The 18,012-nt window shown below is 60.1% G+C and carries 14 protein-coding genes; 7 read left to right on the top strand and 7 right to left on the bottom strand.

Features of this window, described 5'->3' with window-relative positions; all coding sequences use genetic code 11:
* Window positions 1-4: 4 nt before the first annotated feature.
* From PZA18_RS09810 to PZA18_RS09785, 6 genes are all read left to right on the top strand, one after another.
* Complete coding sequence (locus PZA18_RS09810; protein WP_284100657.1) at window positions 5-2,548, top strand: tetratricopeptide repeat protein; 2,544 nt, start codon at window positions 5-7, stop codon at window positions 2,546-2,548.
* Window positions 2,549-2,675: 127 nt separating this feature from the next.
* On the top strand, window positions 2,676-3,563 hold the full coding sequence (locus PZA18_RS09805; RefSeq protein WP_284100656.1) for a TylF/MycF/NovP-related O-methyltransferase: 888 nt from the start codon (window positions 2,676-2,678) through the stop codon (window positions 3,561-3,563).
* A gap of 38 nt (window positions 3,564-3,601) precedes the next feature.
* Window positions 3,602-4,261 (top strand): class I SAM-dependent methyltransferase, encoded by a 660-nt coding sequence (locus tag PZA18_RS09800; RefSeq protein ID WP_284100655.1) that lies wholly within the window; start codon window positions 3,602-3,604, stop codon window positions 4,259-4,261.
* A gap of 9 nt (window positions 4,262-4,270) precedes the next feature.
* Entirely contained in the window at window positions 4,271-5,035 is a 765-nt protein-coding gene (locus PZA18_RS09795) for a TylF/MycF/NovP-related O-methyltransferase (RefSeq protein WP_284100654.1), read from the top strand.
* An 18-nt stretch (window positions 5,036-5,053) separates the two neighbouring features.
* Window positions 5,054-5,518, top strand: coding sequence for a DUF3617 domain-containing protein (locus tag PZA18_RS09790; protein ID WP_284100653.1), 465 nt, complete (start codon window positions 5,054-5,056; stop codon window positions 5,516-5,518).
* 161 nt (window positions 5,519-5,679) lie between these two features.
* On the top strand, window positions 5,680-7,263 hold the full coding sequence (locus PZA18_RS09785) for an ABC transporter substrate-binding protein (RefSeq protein WP_284100652.1): 1,584 nt from the start codon (window positions 5,680-5,682) through the stop codon (window positions 7,261-7,263).
* A gap of 89 nt (window positions 7,264-7,352) precedes the next feature.
* On the opposite strand, the gene def is transcribed toward PZA18_RS09785, so the two are convergent.
* The 7 genes from def to smc form a co-directional block, all read right to left on the bottom strand.
* On the bottom strand, window positions 7,353-7,886 hold the full coding sequence (def, locus tag PZA18_RS09780; RefSeq protein ID WP_284100651.1) for a peptide deformylase: 534 nt from the start codon (window positions 7,884-7,886) through the stop codon (window positions 7,353-7,355).
* A 12-nt stretch (window positions 7,887-7,898) separates the two neighbouring features.
* Window positions 7,899-8,645 (bottom strand): S-methyl-5'-thioinosine phosphorylase, encoded by a 747-nt coding sequence (locus PZA18_RS09775; RefSeq protein WP_284100650.1) that lies wholly within the window; start codon window positions 8,643-8,645, stop codon window positions 7,899-7,901.
* Between the two features lie 50 nt (window positions 8,646-8,695).
* The gene (gene galU, locus PZA18_RS09770) at window positions 8,696-9,580 is read right to left on the bottom strand and encodes a UTP--glucose-1-phosphate uridylyltransferase GalU (RefSeq protein ID WP_284100649.1); all 885 of its coding nucleotides are present in this window, start codon (window positions 9,578-9,580) and stop codon (window positions 8,696-8,698) included.
* A gap of 10 nt (window positions 9,581-9,590) precedes the next feature.
* Window positions 9,591-11,696 (bottom strand): NAD-dependent DNA ligase LigA, encoded by a 2,106-nt coding sequence (gene ligA, locus PZA18_RS09765; protein WP_284100648.1) that lies wholly within the window; start codon window positions 11,694-11,696, stop codon window positions 9,591-9,593.
* Window positions 11,693-12,241 carry a GNAT family N-acetyltransferase gene (locus PZA18_RS09760; protein ID WP_284100647.1) on the bottom strand — a complete coding sequence of 183 codons (549 nt, stop codon included), beginning with the start codon at window positions 12,239-12,241 and terminating at the stop codon, window positions 11,693-11,695. The genes ligA and PZA18_RS09760 overlap by 4 nt, the downstream gene beginning before the upstream one ends.
* Before the next feature lie 52 nt (window positions 12,242-12,293).
* Entirely contained in the window at window positions 12,294-13,400 is a 1,107-nt protein-coding gene (locus PZA18_RS09755; protein ID WP_284100646.1) for a cell division protein ZipA C-terminal FtsZ-binding domain-containing protein, read from the bottom strand.
* 320 nt (window positions 13,401-13,720) lie between these two features.
* On the bottom strand, window positions 13,721-17,233 hold the full coding sequence (gene smc, locus PZA18_RS09750; protein WP_284100645.1) for a chromosome segregation protein SMC: 3,513 nt from the start codon (window positions 17,231-17,233) through the stop codon (window positions 13,721-13,723).
* 142 nt (window positions 17,234-17,375) lie between these two features.
* Between smc and PZA18_RS09745 the strand changes: the two genes are divergently transcribed.
* Window positions 17,376-18,008 carry an arylesterase gene (locus PZA18_RS09745; RefSeq protein WP_284100644.1) on the top strand — a complete coding sequence of 211 codons (633 nt, stop codon included), beginning with the start codon at window positions 17,376-17,378 and terminating at the stop codon, window positions 18,006-18,008.
* The last annotated feature ends 4 nt before the right edge of the window (window positions 18,009-18,012 follow it).

The raw sequence follows: 18,012 nt of genomic DNA, 5'->3' as shown, positions 1-18,012 counted from the left end.
CGCCATGAGCGCTCCCGAGGCAGATCGACTCCCCAGTGACGACATCATCGAACAGCAGCTGCAGGCGGGCGACTGGCCCGCCGCCGGCCGCATGGTGACTACCCGTCTGCAGCACAATTCCGATGACGCAGAAGCCCTGAGCTATCAGGGCATTCTGTATCTGATCGACAAAGACTACGAAGCTGCCGCCGAGTCCTTCGACAAGGCCCGCCGGCTACTGCCGGAAGAAGCGCGCTTTCATCTGAATGCCGGCGTTGCCCGCTTGAGCGCCGACAAGCCCAAGGAAGCCCGCGAACCGCTGGAAGCCGCAGCAGCCATCAGTCCCGAGGATTTTGCCGTCAACGCCCAGCTCGGGCGGCTCAACATCATGGATTCGCGCTACCCCGAGGCCTTGGGCCATCTGCTGCGGGCTACCGAAAAGGAGCCTGAGCAGGTCGAGGTATTGCGTCTGCTGGCGGTCTGCCAGCGCGAACTCGGCCAGTTGCCGCTGGCGATCCAGACCTGTGAAAAAGCGCTGGCCTATGCACCAGGCGACCCTTGGCTGCGCAACTGCATTGCCATCTGCATGGTCCGCATGGGCCACTTTGCCGAGGCCACCCGTCGCGTCTCACAGATCATCGAAGGCCTGCCGCCAGAAAAGGACATCCTGTTTTCGCTGGGCCTGGAATGTCAGGAACAGGGCTCGCCACATCTGGGCATCGAATACCTGCGCAAGCTCTATGCCTTGTTTCCGAACGACGTTGATGCCTGCGTCAATCTGGGAATCACCCTGCAGACGTTTGGTCAGGCCGGCGAAGCGCTGTTCTACTTCAATAAAGCCACCCAGATTGCCGATGACTGCGCAGAGGCCTATTGCCGGTGCGGCATGGTGTACGAATCGGTGCGCGATTACCCGCGGGCGATGGAAGCCTACGAAAAGGCCCTCAAAGCGGACCCCAAACACGTCGATACCCTGGCACGCCTTGCCTCCCGGCGCAAAGAAGCGGGCAAGGTTGCAGAAGCCAAAGAGATGCTGCGTGAAGCGATTGCCCTGAATCCGGACTGGGAGCAGCTCTATCTCAACCTGATTGCCTTCTGCAAGGAAACCGAGGACTACGAAGAAGCCGAGACACTGCAGCAGGAAGCAGAAAAGCGCTGGCCTTCGGCACAGGAAGTCCGTCATTCGCGGGCCGACCTTTATCTGAAGCGTGCCGACATTGCCGGCGCCATGGCCGAATTCCGGGCAATTCTGGCCGAGCAGCCCCGCAACCCGGACGCAATGTCGGGCATGCTGTTCTGCATGAACTACGACCCGGACATGAGCCCGGAAGCCCTGGCCGATGCCTACAAAGACTGGGATACACGCTTCAATGCCCACTATCGAGACCGGGTAGTGGACTTTGCCAACGACCCCGACCCCGACCGCAAACTGCGTATTGGCTATGTTTCGGGCGATTTTCGCGGGCATTCGGTGGGCTTTTTTGCCGAGCCGATTCTCGAACACCACGATCATCAGCACTTCGAGATTTATTGCTACGCCAACCACAACTACATCGACAACATGACGCGCAAGTTCATCCGCTTTGCGGACAACTGGCGCTGGATTCACGATCTGACCGACGAAGCCGTGCTGGAGATGATCCGGCTTGATCAGATCGACATTCTGATCGACCTCTCCAATCACACAGCTTTTCACCGTCTCTATATGTTTGCCCGCCGCGCCGCACCCATTCAGATGACCTGGATCGGGATGCCAACCACCACCGGCCTGTCGGCGATTGATTACCGGATCACCGATGCGCGCATGGACCCGCCCGGCATGACCGAAGCCCTGCACTCGGAAAAGCTGCTGCGGCTGGTATCGGGCTGGTGCTATCGCCCCAATGACGAAGGCCGGGCCACCGAGGTTGGAGAGCTGCCAGCCCTGCGCAACGGCCATCTGACCTTTGCCTCGTTCAATGCCTTCGGCAAGATCAACACCCGCGTCATCACCCTGTGGGGACGCATGCTGCAGGCGATTCCTGGCGCAGTGCTGTATATGGCCACTGGCGGCAAGGATGATGACGAGGTGCTCAACGAAAAGGTCCGGTCGGTGTTTGCCGATTGCGGTTTTCCGGTGGAGCGCCTGCGGCTGTTCGGCAAGAAACCGATGGCGGAATATCTGGCCTTCCATAACGAAATCGACATCGCGCTCGACCCCTTCCCCTACAACGGTGGCACCGTCACCGCGCATGCCTTGTGGATGGCCGTGCCGGTCCTCTCGCTGGCGGGCCGCAAGCCCATCCAGCGCATGGGGGCGACGATGATGGGAGCGGTTGATCTCGCGGCCGAATTCGTGGCCAACGATGAAGGCGGCTATGTGGCGCTGGCTGAACGCTGGGCCAGCGACTTGCCTGGACTGGCCAGGATTCGCGCCGAGCTGCGCGGCCACTTGCAGGCGTCGCCCCTGATGGATGCCGAGCTGGTAACGCGCGATCTGGAACGACAGCTACGCCGTGTCTGGCAGGAATGGTGCCAGAAACAGGAACAACCTGAAGTGACGGGAACCGACCCCGTCGAAGCGGACTAAGCGGCAAATTGCAAAAGGGCGGCGAAAACCTGTACCGGGCCGAGGCGCTCACGGTTCTTCACCCTGAGTCGCTCGGCGCCAGGCCGGCAGGCAGCGCCCGGCGCGCAGCCCACCCACAAGGAGAGCAATGTTGACTAGATTGGCTGAGCGCTATCTGACCTTGCTGAAAAAGAGTCTGCTCAACGACCTGTATATTGAAAACGACGCCCGCATCATTCATCTGGCCGTAACTCAGATGAGCCAACAACCACAAAGCCCGCAGGATATCGTCGGCGCGTTCAGAAATATCCGCCAGTCGCAGATCTTCGCCACACTGGAAGGCAACCGTGAAGTAGGCGCGCAGATGCTGATCCTCGAAAAAACCCAGGACGGCCGGCTGATTGAAAACGTGGCATCCCGTAACTTCACCGCCAATGCCCACACAATGATTGGCCGCCAGCGCATGAACCACCTGCACTGGTGCCTGGATCAGATCACCGCAGAGGGCATTGCGGGCGACCTGATCGAAACCGGCGTCTGGCGCGGCGGGGCGACTATCTTTATGCGGGGGTATCTGGCAGCTCACGACATCGCCGATCGTACCGTCTGGGCCGCAGATTCATTCGAGGGCTTACCGCCTCCCACCCTCCGCCAGGATGCCCCCTACGACTTCAGCAAGGACATGCTGCCCTACCTCGCCATCAGCCTGGAAGACGTGCAGGCATTGTTCGAGCGCTATGGCTTGCTGGATGCACAGGTGCGCTTCCTCAAGGGCTGGTTCAAAGACACGCTGCCTGGCGCTCCCATCGAGCAACTGGCCTTGTTGCGACTGGATGGCGATTTGTACGAATCAACGATGGACGCGCTCAATGCGCTCTACCACAAGGTGGCACCGGGCGGCTTTGTGGTGGTGGATGACTATGAATCCTTTCCACCCTGCAAGATCGCCATCGAGGAATTTCGCCAGACGCATGGCATTACCCAGGAGTTAATTCCAATCGACAAATACAGCGTCTATTGGCGCAAACCGCTCTGAGATCAACTATTCAACATCCATCAATAATCGGGGGCAGCATGAGCGAATTATTTGATTACTTCTGTGACAATCAAGGCAGACTGATCTACAAATGGCTGCACTATTTCGACATTTATGAGCGCCATTTCGCCCCGTTTCGCCATCGGCCCATCAAATTTCTGGAAATTGGCGTCTTTCATGGTGGCTCGCTGCAAATGTGGAAGCATTATTTTGGCGATCAGGCCGAGATTATCGGGGTCGATATCAACCCGAAATGCAAGGAGTTCGAAGAGAAAAATATCACCATCGAGATTGGTAGCCAGGAAGATCGCGGTTTTTTGAAAGAGCTGGTTGCCAAGCACGGGCCTTTCGATATTGTGCTGGATGACGGTGGCCACACCATGAGCCAGCAGATTGTTTCCTTTGAAGAGCTGTATCCGCACGTCAAGCAGGATGGTCTGTATTTATGCGAGGATTTGCACACCTCGTATTATCAGGAATTCGGTGGTGGCTATCGCAGCCCCTATACGTTCATTGAATACGCCAAGCGGTTTATTGATGATCTGCATGGCTGGTATAGCCGTGATCCAAACAGCTTCTACCCGACCCAGATCACCCGCTCGGCATTCGGCCTGCATTTTTATGACAGCATGCTGGTTATCGAAAAACGGGTCATCACCCCGCCGGTCACCCGTTCGACGGGATCGCCGTCTTACTGAGGCCGGGCCATGTTTTATCCCGACAAAGACAATAGCGAGGCCGCGCGCCAGAAATTCCAGGCCGCCTTCGACACCATGAGCAGCATGTTTACCCGCACTTACTGCGGCGACAATCTGATCACCTTCAACCGCAATGTGTCGTTCATGGAAGATCTGGACTTCGTCAAGGCCTTCCAGCTCGAAGCCGGCCATAACCCGCAGCATCACTCGTTGATGTGGCGGGTGCATGTAGCACTCTGGGCCGCCCGGCAGGCCTTGCGTTGCGAAGGGGATTTCGTCGAGTGTGGCGTGCTGGAGGGCTTCACCTCCCGCTGTCTGTGCCACATGCTGCAATTCGGCGAGCTCGACCGGACATTCTGGCTCTACGATACCTTCAGCGGGCTGCCGGAAAAGTATTCGACCGACACCGAGCTGGCGATCTGGAACGTGCAGTACCACCTGCCGCGCTACGAGAACCTGTATGAAAAGGTCGTCGAGATGTTCTCGGCCTACCCGAATGCCCGTATCGTGCGTGGCATCCTGCCCGATACGCTCGAACAGGCGGCGCCGGAGAAAATCGCTTTCATGCACATCGACCTGAACTCGGAACAAGCCGAGATGGGCGTGCTGACCAGGCTCTACGAGCGCATCGTGCCGGGTGGGGTGATCCTGCTGGATGACTTCGGCTGGATGACCAACCGGGCACAGATGGTGTCGGAGCGGGCATTCTTTCAGCAGCATGGCCTGATGGTGATGGAACTTCCCACCGGGCAGGGGCTGGTTATCAAACACTGATCGCGAAGGAGAAGCGCTGTGATACGTATCGCTCACTGTCTGGTCGCCACGATGCTCGGTGCCGGGTTGGCGCTGGCCGCACAGGCTGAGGAGGCCAAGAAAGACCCACCCAAGCTCAAGCTGGAGCCGGGTTTATGGAAAATCGACCGGCGCATGCTGCTGACCGCCCTGCCACTGCCGCCCAAGCCACGCCTGTATGAGGAATGCCTGAAGGCCGAGGACATCCCGGACAAGATCGACAAACTGTCCCCCCATTATCAAAACGATCTGACCGCCAGCTGCAAGGTTCAGGAGTCCAAACTCACCGCCGATAGCATGGAGGCCACGCTGGTGTGTGGAAATGGGCAGGCAGGTAGTCTGTCGATGTTCTTTGAAGGCAAAACGCTGCGCGCCGAGCTGGTCTTGCGCGAAAACAGCGATCCCAAGTCAAATGTTTTCCTGACCTATCGCGACAACTCGCAGTGGTCCAAGCCTTGCCCCTGACAGGGCTGGCACAATCCGACACAGCCGGGGGCCAACACCCCCGGCTGTGTATTTATGGGAGCCTTGGCAACTGCATCCCCATCATCAGCTCGGCAACCCGGGCCCTCAAAAAAACCATCCACAACAGGCATTTTCAATGCCGAAATCGAGAGGACGCATCAATGAAAGCAATGATTTGCGCGATTGCCGTATCTTGCGCGCTAGCAACGACGGCGCTGGCCAAACCTATGGTGTATTGCTCGGAAGCAGCGCCGGAGGGCTTTGATGGTGGCATGTTCACCGCGCTGGCCACCCACGACGCCGCATCCGAGACGCTGTACAACCGGCTGGTGGAATTTGAGCGTGGCACGACACAAGTGGTGCCAGGGCTGGCCGAGCGCTGGGACATCAGCCCGGATGGCCTCGAATACACCTTTTATCTGCGCAAAGGCGTGAAGTTTCACACCACCGAATGGTTCACCCCGACCCGCGACTTCAATGCCGATGACGTGCTGTGGACCTTCCTGCGCATGATCGACGCCAAACACCCCGGCGCCAAAGCCAGCCCCCAGGGCTGGCCTTATGCCAGCGATATGGAATTCCCTACCCTGATCAAGAAGGTGGAAAAGCTTGGCGACCACACCATCAAGTTTGTCCTGAGCCGGCCGGAGTCGCCCTTTATTGCCAATCTGGGAATGGGCTTTGCCGACATCGTATCGGCTGAGTATGCACAGCAGCTGGAAAAAGCCGGCCGCGCCGCCGACATCAACCTCAAACCCGTCGGCACCGGGCCTTATGTATTCAAACGCTACGATAAAGGCCAGCAGATTCGCTACGAAGCCCACCCCAACTACTGGCGTGGCAAGCCCGATAATGAAAGGCTGATCTTCACCATCGCCGCAGATGGCGCTGTCCGGGCCCAGAAATTCCGGGCTGGCGAATGCCACTTCCTGGCCTACCCCAACCCGGCAGACATTCCCGGCCTTAAAGCCGACCCCAAATTCACCGTGCTACAAAATTCGGCACTGATGCTGAGCTACGTTGCCTTCAACACGCAAAAGCCTCAACTCAAAGACAAGCGGGTGCGCCAGGCACTGACTTACGCCATCGACAAGCCGGCGATCATTCAGGCCATTTTCCAGGGAAATGCGGCCCCCTCCCACCTGCCGCTGCCAGCCAGAATGTGGGGCTACAACAAGTCGATACCCGCCTACAAACCCGATCTGGAAAAAGCCCGTGCCCTGCTCAAAGAAGCAGGATTCGAGAAAGGATTTGATCTGAATATTCTGGTGCGTGCCGGCGGCAGCAGTGGCAACCCCAACCCCAAGCTGACAGCAGAAATGATTCAGGCTGACTGGAAGAAGCTCGGCATCAACGCCAAGATCACTGTGATGGAATGGGTAGAGCTGCAAAAGCGCACCAAGGCGGGCGAACACGACATCACCTTGTATGGCTGGGCCAGCGACAATGGCGACCCTGACAACTTCCTCAGCCCCAACTTGAGCTGCATTGCAGCGGAATCGGGAGAAAACCGTACTCGCTGGTGCAACAAGGAGTTCGACGCACTGCTCGACAAAGCCAAGCGCGTCACCAGCCTGAAAGAACGCGCCCAGCTCTATGAAGCCGCCCAGAAGATTTTTATCGACGAGATGCCCTGGGCCAGCCTGGCTGAGCCCCTGACCACCGTGGCCTTCCAGAAAAACGTCGTCGGCTTCAAACCCAGCCCGTTCAACAGCAATAACTTCGAGAAGGTGTCGGTGCGCTAAACACTTTCCTCCTCCCCAGACCAAAAGCCCGTCATGTGGCTTTGGTCCGGGGAGGCGTACTCAGGTGGGATCAGACACCTCAGACGAGGTCAATCATCCATCCCCGCCAGCTCTGGCATCAGCACGTCGGTAAAGCCAAACTGGCGCATGTCTTTAATGCGCATCGGGTAGAGCACGCCGAACAGGTGATCGCACTCGTGCTGTACCACGCGGGCGTGAAAGCCCTCGACGGTGCGGTCGATGGGTTGGCCATCCAGACCAAAGCCACGATAGCGCAGGTGGGTGTGACGGGGCACCAGGCCGCGCATGCCGGGTACCGACAAGCAGCCTTCCCAATCATCGGCCATCTCATCGCCAATCGGCGTCAACTCAGGATTGATAAGAATGGTGAAGGGGATTTCCTCGGCATCGGGGTAGCGCGGGCTTTTGAACCCGCCAAATATCGTCACCTGCTTGGATACGCCGATCTGTGGTGCCGCGATGCCGGCACCATTCAGGGCCTGCATGGTGTCGAGCAGATCCTGCACCAGTGCTGTCAGGGCCGGGCTGCCAAAGTCGGTGACCGGTTCGGCAACTCGCAACAGCAGAGGATCGCCCATTTTTACGATGTCACGTATCGCCATTTACGCCCTCACTCAGTCGTGTTCGACTTTTACCAGCGATTCGAGAATGCGGTGAACGCGCTCAATCGCTTCCAGAAAGACTTCTTCTGCGGCGGACAGGTCGATCCGGTGCTTGCTATCGCCCCGGCCGGCCGCCCAGTTGGCAACGACTGAAATCGGTGCGTAGGAAATTCCCAGCTCACGCGCCAGCGAAGCTTCCGGCATGCCAGTCATGCCAACGAGGTGGCCGCCATCGTCGGCGATGCGATTGATCTCGGCAGCCGTTTCGAGCCGTGGCCCCTGGGTGGCTGCGTAAACGCCGCCATCAATCACTTTCTGTTTGGTGGCCTTGGCCGCCTTGAGAATGCGCGCCCGCAGCTGGGGGCAATAGGGCTCGGTAAAGTCGATGTGGGTCACCGGCTTGTCACCGCCATCGAAGAAGGTATGTTTACGGCCCCAAGTGTAGTCGATCAACTGGTCGGGCAGCACGATGGTGCCGGGCGGCATGTCATCGCGGATACCCCCAACGGTGGCCACCGCCACAACCCGCTTCACCTTCTGCTCTGCCAGCGCCCAGATATTGGCGCGGTAGTTGATTTCGTGCGGGGGGATGGTGTGGCCATAGCCGTGACGGGCCAGGAACACCACATGATGGTCGTTGATGCTGCCAAAAGTCAGCGCGCCGGAAGGCTCGCCATAAGGGGTGCGGATAACCTGCCGATGGGAAATTTGCAGGTTTTTGAGGCGGGTCAGGCCCGTGCCTCCGATGATTGCCAGCATGGCGACTCCTGTTGGGTTGGGTGACCGGCCGCCGGCCACCACTTTGTTGTTCAAGCCGGGTAGTTCTGCTCGCAGAAGCTACGCAGATATTCGGCAAATTCGTCGCCGACTTCGGGATGCTTGCGGGCAAATGCCAGTGTTGCTTTCAGGTAGCCGATCTTGTTGCCGCAATCGTAACGTACGCCGTCAAAAGGCCAGGCCAGCACCTGCTCTTCCTTCAGCAGGGCGGCAATCGCGTCGGTCAGCTGAATCTCGCCCCCCGCCCCGGGCTTCACGTTCAGCAGATGGTGAAAGATGCGGGGGGTCATGATATAGCGCCCAACCACGGCGAGGTTGGAAGGGGCTTCGGCTGGCTTGGGCTTCTCGACGATCTGGGTGATCGGCCAATGGGCTGGCCGGTCTTCGCTGGCAACGACAATACCGTAAGAGCCGGTCTCGGATTGCGGCACGGTTTCAACGCCGATGATGGCACTGTGGCTGTCATCAAACAGCTCCACCATCTGGCGCATCACCGCTTTGTCCGAGTCGATCAGGTCATCCGCCAGAATGATGGCGAAAGGCTCATCGCCAACCAGAGGCTGGGCACAGAGCACGGCATGTCCAAGGCCGAGGGCCTCGGGTTGGCGCACATAGGCACAGGTAACGGTCTTGGGAATGATGCTCTGCACCAGCTCCAGCAGCTTGTGCTTGTGCTTGGCAGCAAGCTCCGATTCCAGCTCATACGCCTTGTCGAAATGGTCTTCAATCGCCCGTTTGGTGCGGCCGGTAACGAAGATCATCTCGGTAATACCTGCCGCTACGGCCTCTTCGACGGCGTATTGGATCAGGGGTTTATCGACGACATTGAGCATTTCCTTGGGGCTGGCCTTGGTGGCGGGCAAAAATCGGGTGCCCAGGCCTGCAACGGGAAATACGGCTTTTTTAATCTTCTGCATCTCAAGTCCTTCAGGAAGCGTTTGCACCCGGACCAGTCGCCAGCATATCCAGCAGACCTTGCTCGTCCAGAATCGCGATACCCAGCTCTTCAGCCTTGGCCAGCTTGCTGCCGGCCTCGGCTCCTGCCACCACAAAATCGGTCTTTTTCGATACCGAGCCCGACACCTTACCACCAGCCGCCTCGATCATGGCTTTCGCTGCATCGCGGCCCAGCGTTGGCAGGGTGCCGGTGAGCACCAGTGTTTTGCCGAGCAGCGGGCCAGATAACACGGCAGCACCCGGCTCACTCTCCGTCCAGTTCACCCCGGCGGCACGCAGTTGGGCCACGACTTCAACATTATGTGGCTCTGAAAAGAAGTCGCGAATCGAGCCGGCGACAATCGGGCCAACATCGGGCACTGCCTGCAGTGCTGCCAGCGCCGCAGCGTCGTCGGCCAGCTGCGCTGCTTCGATCAAACCATCGAGCTTGCCGAAATGCTTGGCCAGATCTCGCGCCGTGGATTCGCCAACATTGCGTATCCCCAAGGCAAAGATGAAGCGTTGCAGGGTGGTGTGCTTGCTGGCCTCAATGGCGGCGATCAGCTTGCTGGCTGACTTCTCGGCCATCCGTTCCAGCTCGGCCAGCTTGACCAAGCCCAGCTTGTATAGGTCGGCCGGGGTGTGGACAATGCCCAGATCGACCAGCTGATCAACCAGCTTGTCGCCAAGCCCCTCGATTTCGACGGCCCGGCGCGAAGCAAAATGCAGCAGCGCCTGCTTGCGTTGAGCCGGGCAGAACAGCCCACCACTGCAACGCGATACGGCCTCGCCCTCTTCCTTGACCGCATGCGAGCCGCACACCGGGCAGGTTTTGGGCATTTCGAAAGGCTGGTAGCACGGTGCCTGCCGGGTCGAGAACAGGTCTTCACCGGGCACTTCCTGCATCGGTCGCCGCTCCAGCACCACACCAGCCACTTCGGGGATGACGTCACCGGCACGGCGCACGATCACGGTATCGCCGATGCGTACATCTTTACGCCGTACCTCGTCTTCGTTATGCAGAGTGGCATTGGTGACGGTGACCCCCCCCACAAATACCGGCGCCAGCCGCGCCACAGGCGTCAGCGCACCGGTGCGCCCCACCTGGATATCAATGCCTTCCACCGTCGTCAGCGCTTCTTCGGCCGGGAATTTGTGGGCGACAGCCCAGCGTGGTGCCCGCGAGACAAAACCAAGCGTCTCCTGCAGCGCCAGGGCGTCCACTTTGTAGACCACGCCGTCGATATCGTAAGGCAGCTGCGCACGTCGGCCACCGATCCGTTTGAAGTAACCCAACAACCCCTCAACCCCCTGCACCCGATCTTTCTCCGGGCATATTGGCATGCCGAGTGTGGCCAGCCAGTTCATGATGCCGCTCTGGCTATCAGGAGGGGTCATACCTTCACAAGCCGCAATCCCGTAGGCAAAGAAGGACAGGTGGCGGCTGGCGGTGATTTTCGAATCAAGCTGACGCAAGCTACCGGCAGCGGCATTGCGGGGGTTGGCAAAGCGTTTCTCGCCTTTGGCATCCTGCTCCTGATTCAGCCGGTCGAAGTCCTTGCGCAGCATGACCACCTCGCCGCGCACTTCCAGCAAGCGGGGAATCTGATCACCAACCAGTTTCAGCGGCAGCGCCCGCACCGTGCGCAGATTGGCCGTCACGTTCTCGCCGCTGGCACCGTCGCCGCGTGTGGCACCCAGCACAAATACGCCGTTTTCGTAAGTGAGGCTGATCGCCAGACCATCGAATTTCGGGCCAACGTCATATTCAACCACTTCACGCCCCGTTGCCTCTCTGATGCGGCGGTCAAAAGCCTCCACCTCGGCCTCTTCAAACGCATTGGCCAGCGAAAGCATGGGCGTCTGGTGGGTTACGCTGTCGAATTCGGGTAGAGGGGTGCCCCCTACCCGGCTCGTTGGTGAGTCCGGGGTGCGTAATTCCGGGTAGTCCTGTTCCAGGGCTTCCAGCTCACGAAACAGCCGGTCATATTCGGCATCGGGCACCGTCGGCGCATCGAGAACGTAGTATTCATAGCCATAGCGATTCAGAAGATCGCGTAACTCGGCGGCACGGGCTGCCTGTTTGGCTTCAGTCATTGCGGCACACTTTCTGTCAGATTGCGGGTAAAGCGGATATCGGCCCACATCCGGTCTTGATACCAGGTGAATTCAGGGTGTCGGGCAATTTCCTGGTATCCAGCAGCGCGGATCAGGCCAAGGCTGATGAGGTTGAATTCGAACACCCCCACTTCGGCCCGATGGCAGCCGGCTGCGAGCGCCCTGGCTTCGAGCTCGCGCAGGATTTGCCGGCTGAGCCCTCGGCCACGGTAGGCGTGCTCGCCGATGCAATAGGCCAACCAGGCCACGCCACCTTCTTTGGAAACCAGCATCGGCGGGTCTTTGCGGGCAAAGGCAAAACCGATGGGTACCTCGTCGATGCAAACCAGCAGCCGGCAGATCCAGTCGGTAAACCCGGTGAAACGCTGACGCAGGGTATCGACGTGCAAATCGGGCTGATCCGGGCCACGCATATTGGTGACGAACGGCCGTGTTCTGGCATCGTTCTGCCACGCCGCGATCCGCTCGCAATCTGCGGCAAGATCAGCTTCACGGAAGGAAATGGTCATTGGCTTGGTAGACATGCAGCCAGCACCACCACGGGCGACGCCAGCTGCAATGGATTACAGAGGGTAATCAGGCAAACAGCCGCAAGGCCGCCACACTGCCCGCGGCAATGCCCCGATCATCCATCTGGGTATAAACGACACCCAGCTGCTTGCGGATGGCAGCCAGATCGGCAGGTTTGAGGGATCGGCCGTTGTCGTCGACCACATCGCCGCCCAGCGTCAGCGCCAGTTGCTGGGCCAGATCGGCCATGCGGTCGAAAGCAGCCAAGCCGTCTGCCACGCGCGGGACATCGAGCAGCAGCGTAAGCCCCGAGCATTGATCCTGGCCAAAGCTGGCGCGCGAGAACGGCACTTCGTCAATGCTGGCGACTGAAAACAGGGTCTTGCCCGATTCGCTCAGGGCGTGAAAATTGCCATCGTCGAGCAACTGCATTCCGGCCGACTCGCACAGGGTCGCCACCTGCGAAACCGGAATCCGGCCGCGCCCGGCACCAACATTGAGGCCGATGATGGCATCGACCTGTGCGCAGAACTGGTCAAGTCCCCGCGCAACGTCGAGCTTGTCCTGCCGGTTGGGGAAGGTGGCCACCGCTTTGCACGATGCCGCAAACTCGCTCACCTGCTCGGTAAACAGAATCAGCTGGCCCTCACTGACCGCGCCTTGCCGATCGCACAACTGCAGACCGATGCGCAGCTCCAGATAGCGATTGCCGACCGCCGCAATTTCCCACACATCATTCTCGTTAAGCCCCACCACCTTGATGCGCTTGCCAACGTTGAACGCGGGAATCAAACCACCGGCAATCGGCTGGTCTGCCCCGACTTCGGCGATGTAATCGAGTTGCGGGTCGAGCATGACCGCAGCCAATGCCTGTACGGCATCCAGATCCAGCGTGGCAGCGCTGTCAAAGTCCTCGACCAGCTCGGGCGCCACCGGCGGGGCATCCTGCGCGGTCGGGGCTGCCGTATCGACAATCGATGGCTCCATCCGGTTGGCACTCTGGGCCGGGCGAACGTGGTTCTTCGGTGTCTCAAGCAGGACATCCGGATGGTTGCGGGCAAAGGCCGCAGCGGCCTTTTTCTTGTAGCGGTGTTCCTGCCAGACATTGAACAGCCAGACGGCAGCCACCAGGCCAACGCCTATGCCCAGGGAAATGTAATGAAATTCAGTCATAGCAATGACAATGCACCTTTTTATATTCATCGCGCGGGGGCTGCCCACGGCCAGGGGGTGTTGACGTTTGGTTTCCGGTCTGAAAACGAATTGCCGTCGGCGCCTGGCGGTCGCCCGAGATTGTCAAACAGCGCCGAATTTGCGCCATATGTGACACGCTTTGCCCCGATTTTCCGAGCCGACGGCGCCTTGGTCAACCAGCAAACGGTATTCCCCAAGCGTTATTTGCGTTTTATTAGACGCTGCTGAGGCCTGATGTCCGGTCAGACGAAGGCAAACCGGGGCCCCCATGATTGCCAATCCGCCACGCCCCTGTGGCATCAGGCTGCGCTGCCTGATACTTCGCGCATCTGCAAAGCGGCTTCAATATCAACCGCCACTACCCGCGACACCCCCTGCTCCTGCATGGTGATGCCAACCAGCTGGCTGGCCATTTCCATCGTCAACTTGTTATGGCTGATGTACAGAAACTGGGTGCGGATCGCCATTCGCTTCACCAGTTCGCAGAAGCGGCTGGTGTTGGCGTCGTCAAGTGGTGCATCCACCTCATCCAGCAGACAAAACGGCGCCGGATTGAGCTGGAACAAGGCAAACACCAGTGATAGCGCGGTCAACGCTTTTTCGCCACCCGAAAGCAGGTGGATCGTGCTGTTTTTCTTGCCTGGTGGATGCGCCATGATCTGAATACCCGCATCGAGGATCTCCTCGCCGGTCAGAATCAGTTCAGCCTGGCCGCCGCCAAACAGCAGTGGAAACAACTCCATCAGGGAGCTGTTCACCTGATCAAACGTTGTCTGCAGCAGACTTCGGGTTTCCTTGTCGATGCGGCGGATGGCATTTTCCAGCGTGTCCATTGCAGCCGTAAGATCAGCCGCCTGGGCATCCAGATAGGTCTTGCGCTCGCGTGCGGTGGTCAGCTCCTGCAAGGCCGCGAGGTTGACCGCGCCCAGCGAATTGATCTGTTGCGTCAGCCGACCGATTTCCCCAACCAGTGTTTGCACCTTGAGGCCACTGCCAATCAGCAGCAACAGGGCGGCTTCGTCAGCGCCGGCATCCAGCAATTCCTGATTGAAGCGTTCGACCGCCAGTCGCGCCTCCTGCTCCTTCAGCCGCAAGTCGCCGATCCGGTTACGTGCCGGCTCGAACATCTGTTCGATCTGGGTCTTTTCCAGCTCCTTGGTCCGCAGGGTGTTGGTGGCATGGTTGGCGGCATCGCGTGCGGCGGCCAGTGCCCTTTCCTTTTCGCTGCGCTGATTGACGGCCGACTGGAACCCGACATCGAACTCCCCTTCGTCGATGCCATCCAGATCGAACATCACTTCTTCCAGCCGGGTCTGGGTTTCTTCACGCTGCTCGGCCAGCTCCTGCTCGCGACGCTGCAATTCGCTAAGTTTGCTTTCTGCGGTCTGCCGGGCAAAGCCCGCTTCCTGCTCAGCCCGCTCGGCCTGCCGCAAGCGGCTACGCTGGATGTCCAGCGCCGTTTCGGCCTCCGATCGACCAAGGCGCGCGGTTTCGAGGGCGGCATCGCGCTCGGCATGCCCATCCTGCAATGCCTCACTTTCCAGGCGCGCAGCTTCCATCTCTTCAGCATCGGCACGGATCTGCGTATTCAGCTCGTCAATTTCTGCCAGTAAGGCGCCACGGCGCTCCCGTGCCTGTTCGGCGGCCTGATTCAGGCGTGCCAGTTCCACCTGCTTTTCGCCGCGCCGACTACGACAACCATCCAGGCGCTGCCTGGCTTGCTTCAGATCCTGCTGCGCCTGGTTCAACCCCGCCTCGGCAGCCTGCATGGCCTGCTGTGCAGTCTGCTCGGCCGGCTCGACTTCCTGCAGGCGTGCCGTGACCGACTCCAGCTCGCGCTGCCGCGCCAACACCCCGGCCAGCCCGTCATCTGCTGCAAAGAAGTGCCAGCCGTGACGGCTGGCAGCGTGCCCGCGCGGATCAACCAGCAAGCCGCCGGCCGGCAGCTGCGCCCGTCGCTCCAGCGCGCCCATCACGTCATCGACGCAGAATACTGATCCCAACCAGTCCTGCAGGGCCGCCTGCACGGCAGGATTGGCGGACTGGACATGCTGGCGCAAGGGAATCCAACCGGCCGGGATGGCAGGCGATGAGGGCAGACTCTCCGTCGAAGCCAGTAGGGTCAGGCGAGCCGGGGCCGGGCCATCCGGCGTCGCCGAGGCGACAACGGCATGCAGTCGTTCGCGCAGTACCGCCTCCACGGCGGTTTCCCAGCCCGGTGTGATGTCGAGCAGCGAGAACAGGCGCGGTGCAGACTCCAGCCCATGCCGCTTCAGCCAGTCCGCCAGTTTGCGGTCCGCTCCGACCTGCGCCTGCAACTGACTCAAAGCCTTTTCGCGGGCAGCCAGTTCGGTCCGCTCGCCTCGTAGCAATTCAAGCTGCTGGCGGGCGGCAAGACGGCCGGTCTCGCCTGCTTCGACGGCATGTTCAGCCTCGCTGAGCGCCATGCCGGCCTCTTCGACTTCGATCGCCAGTTCTTCGAGTTCCTGCTGCGCCAGTGCCAGCGCTTCCGGATCGGGCTGCGGCAGCCGCGCCAGCTCGGTCTGCTGGCGTTCCAGCCGCTGGCGAACCTGTTGCAGGCCGCGTTCAAGATGCGCAATCTGCTGCTCGGCCAGCTGGCGGGCCTGCCGCGACTGCGACAGCGCCAGCTGCGCGGTCGAATAGGCGTGGTCGGCGGCCTTGTAGGCAGCTTCGAGCCTGGGCATGGCATCTGATTCGGCCAGAAGCGTTGCGGCGGCGTCTTCGGCCGCCATCACCGCGTCCTCGCGGCGTTCGGTCCAGTCCTGACGCTCCCGACCCATGGCAGTGATCTGATCGGTCAACTGGGTCAGGCGGAGCTTTTCCTGATTCAGCTGGTTGCTGAGGCGTTGGCGGGTTTCGCGCAGATGGACCAGCTGCTGCTCCAGCCGCGCCACAGCGGAGTTCGCCTCGAATAATTCGGCCTGAGCCGCCTGCACCGTGTCGGTGGAGCTGTAATGGGTGTCGCGCAGGGTGTCGATTTCCGCTTCGACATGGCGCAATCGCGCGGTCAACGCCTCGATTTCATTCTGAGCGGCTTCGATTTCCTGCTGGGCTTTCTGCTCATCCCGCACCGCATCAAGCTTGCGTTGCAGCGCCAGCAGATTCTGTTTCTCTTCGATCTTCTGTTTGATCTCCTGGTACTGGCCAGCTACCACGGCTTGCGATTCGAGCTTTTCCAGCTGGCGATCCAGCTCCTGCCGGATGTCATCGACCCGTGCCAGGTTATCGCGGGTATCTCCGAGCCTGCCTTCGGTCTCGCGGCGGCGTTCCTTGTATTTCGAGACGCCGGCGGCCTCCTCAAGAAAGGCGCGCAGTTCTTCGGGCCGGGCTTCGATGATGCGCGAGATCATGCCCTGTTCGATCACGGCGTAGCCGCCACGGCCGACACCCGTGCCCAGAAACAGGTCGGCAATATCCCGGCGCCGGCATTGCAGGTTATTGATGTAGTAGGACGACTCGCCCTGACGGGTCAGCACCCGCTTGATCGAGATTTCAGCGTACTGGCTCCACTGTCCGGCAGCACGGCCCTCGGCATTGTCGAAAACCAGCTCGACCGAAGCGCGGGATACTGGTTTGCGTGTACCGGAGCCGTTGAAAATGACATCCTGCATCGACTCGCCACGCAGCTGCTTGGCCGAAGATTCGCCAAGCACCCAGCGCACGGCGTCGATCACATTGGATTTACCACAGCCATTGGGGCCGACCACCGCCACCAGCTGGCCCGGCACGGGGATCACCGTCGGATCGACAAAGGACTTGAAGCCCGCAAGTTTGATATGGGTAAGGCGCACGATAGGCGACAGAAAGCGACAAAGGCGCCAATATTAACAGGGTGCGCCCGCTTGACTGACGTTCAATCCATCGCCAGGCCATCCTGGCGTCGGGAGTACCCGAAACGACCCCAGCCCCCTTCCCCACAGGAGTCAGCGATTTATGCCTGCCGTTCTGCCTCGACTGTCTGTCTTGCACCGCCTCATCTGGCTGCTGGCCAGTCTGTTTCTGCTTGCCGCCTGCAGCAAGCCGCCACCGTTGCCACGCCTTGCGGCAGGAGATGTCGTGCTGGCATTTGGCGACAGCCTGACCTTTGGCACCGGCGCCAGCCCGCCAGAGGCGTATCCGGCCGTGCTGGCGGGGCGCATCGGCCACAAGGTCGTCAATGCCGGTATCCCCGGCGAAACCACCGCCGATGGCCGTAGCCGACTGCCGGAGGTGCTGGAAGAAGCCAGACCGAAGCTGATGATTCTGTGCATGGGCGGCAACGATTTTCTGCGTGGCGCACCAGAGGCTGACACCATTGCCAACCTGCGGGCGATGATCGAGCTGGCGCGCAGCAAGCAAATCGCCGTGCTGCTGATAGGCGTTCCCAAACCCAGCCTGACACGCGACGTGCCACCGTTTTATGCCAGTCTCGCCAAGGAATACAAGCTGCCACTTGAAGACAAGGCGCTGCCGGATATTCTGGGCAAGGGCCATCAGAAAAGTGATCCGATCCACCCGAACGCGGTCGGTTATGGCCGATTTGCCGAGGCGATCGAGCAAGTGATGCGGCAGGCCGGGGCGATTTAGCTGC

The organism is Parachitinimonas caeni, from assembly GCF_030129945.1.
Classification (GTDB): Bacteria; Pseudomonadota; Gammaproteobacteria; order Burkholderiales; family Chitinimonadaceae; genus Parachitinimonas; species Parachitinimonas caeni.
The sequence above is the reverse complement of the archived record's forward strand: the minus strand, read 5'-3'. Positions and strand labels throughout refer to the sequence as shown.

Coding starts and splice junctions, on each gene's coding strand:
- PZA18_RS09810 (WP_284100657.1), top strand. CDS start 5: ATGAGCGCTCCCGAGGCAGATCGACTCCCCAGTGACGACATCATCGAA.
- PZA18_RS09805 (WP_284100656.1), top strand. CDS start 2,676: ATGTTGACTAGATTGGCTGAGCGCTATCTGACCTTGCTGAAAAAGAGT.
- PZA18_RS09800 (WP_284100655.1), top strand. CDS start 3,602: ATGAGCGAATTATTTGATTACTTCTGTGACAATCAAGGCAGACTGATC.
- PZA18_RS09795 (WP_284100654.1), top strand. CDS start 4,271: ATGTTTTATCCCGACAAAGACAATAGCGAGGCCGCGCGCCAGAAATTC.
- PZA18_RS09785 (WP_284100652.1), top strand. CDS start 5,680: ATGAAAGCAATGATTTGCGCGATTGCCGTATCTTGCGCGCTAGCAACG.
- def (WP_284100651.1), bottom strand. CDS start 7,886: ATGGCGATACGTGACATCGTAAAAATGGGCGATCCTCTGCTGTTGCGA.
- PZA18_RS09775 (WP_284100650.1), bottom strand. CDS start 8,645: ATGCTGGCAATCATCGGAGGCACGGGCCTGACCCGCCTCAAAAACCTG.
- galU (WP_284100649.1), bottom strand. CDS start 9,580: ATGCAGAAGATTAAAAAAGCCGTATTTCCCGTTGCAGGCCTGGGCACC.
- ligA (WP_284100648.1), bottom strand. CDS start 11,696: ATGACTGAAGCCAAACAGGCAGCCCGTGCCGCCGAGTTACGCGATCTT.
- PZA18_RS09760 (WP_284100647.1), bottom strand. CDS start 12,241: ATGTCTACCAAGCCAATGACCATTTCCTTCCGTGAAGCTGATCTTGCC.
- PZA18_RS09755 (WP_284100646.1), bottom strand. CDS start 13,400: ATGACTGAATTTCATTACATTTCCCTGGGCATAGGCGTTGGCCTGGTG.
- PZA18_RS09745 (WP_284100644.1), top strand. CDS start 17,376: ATGCCTGCCGTTCTGCCTCGACTGTCTGTCTTGCACCGCCTCATCTGG.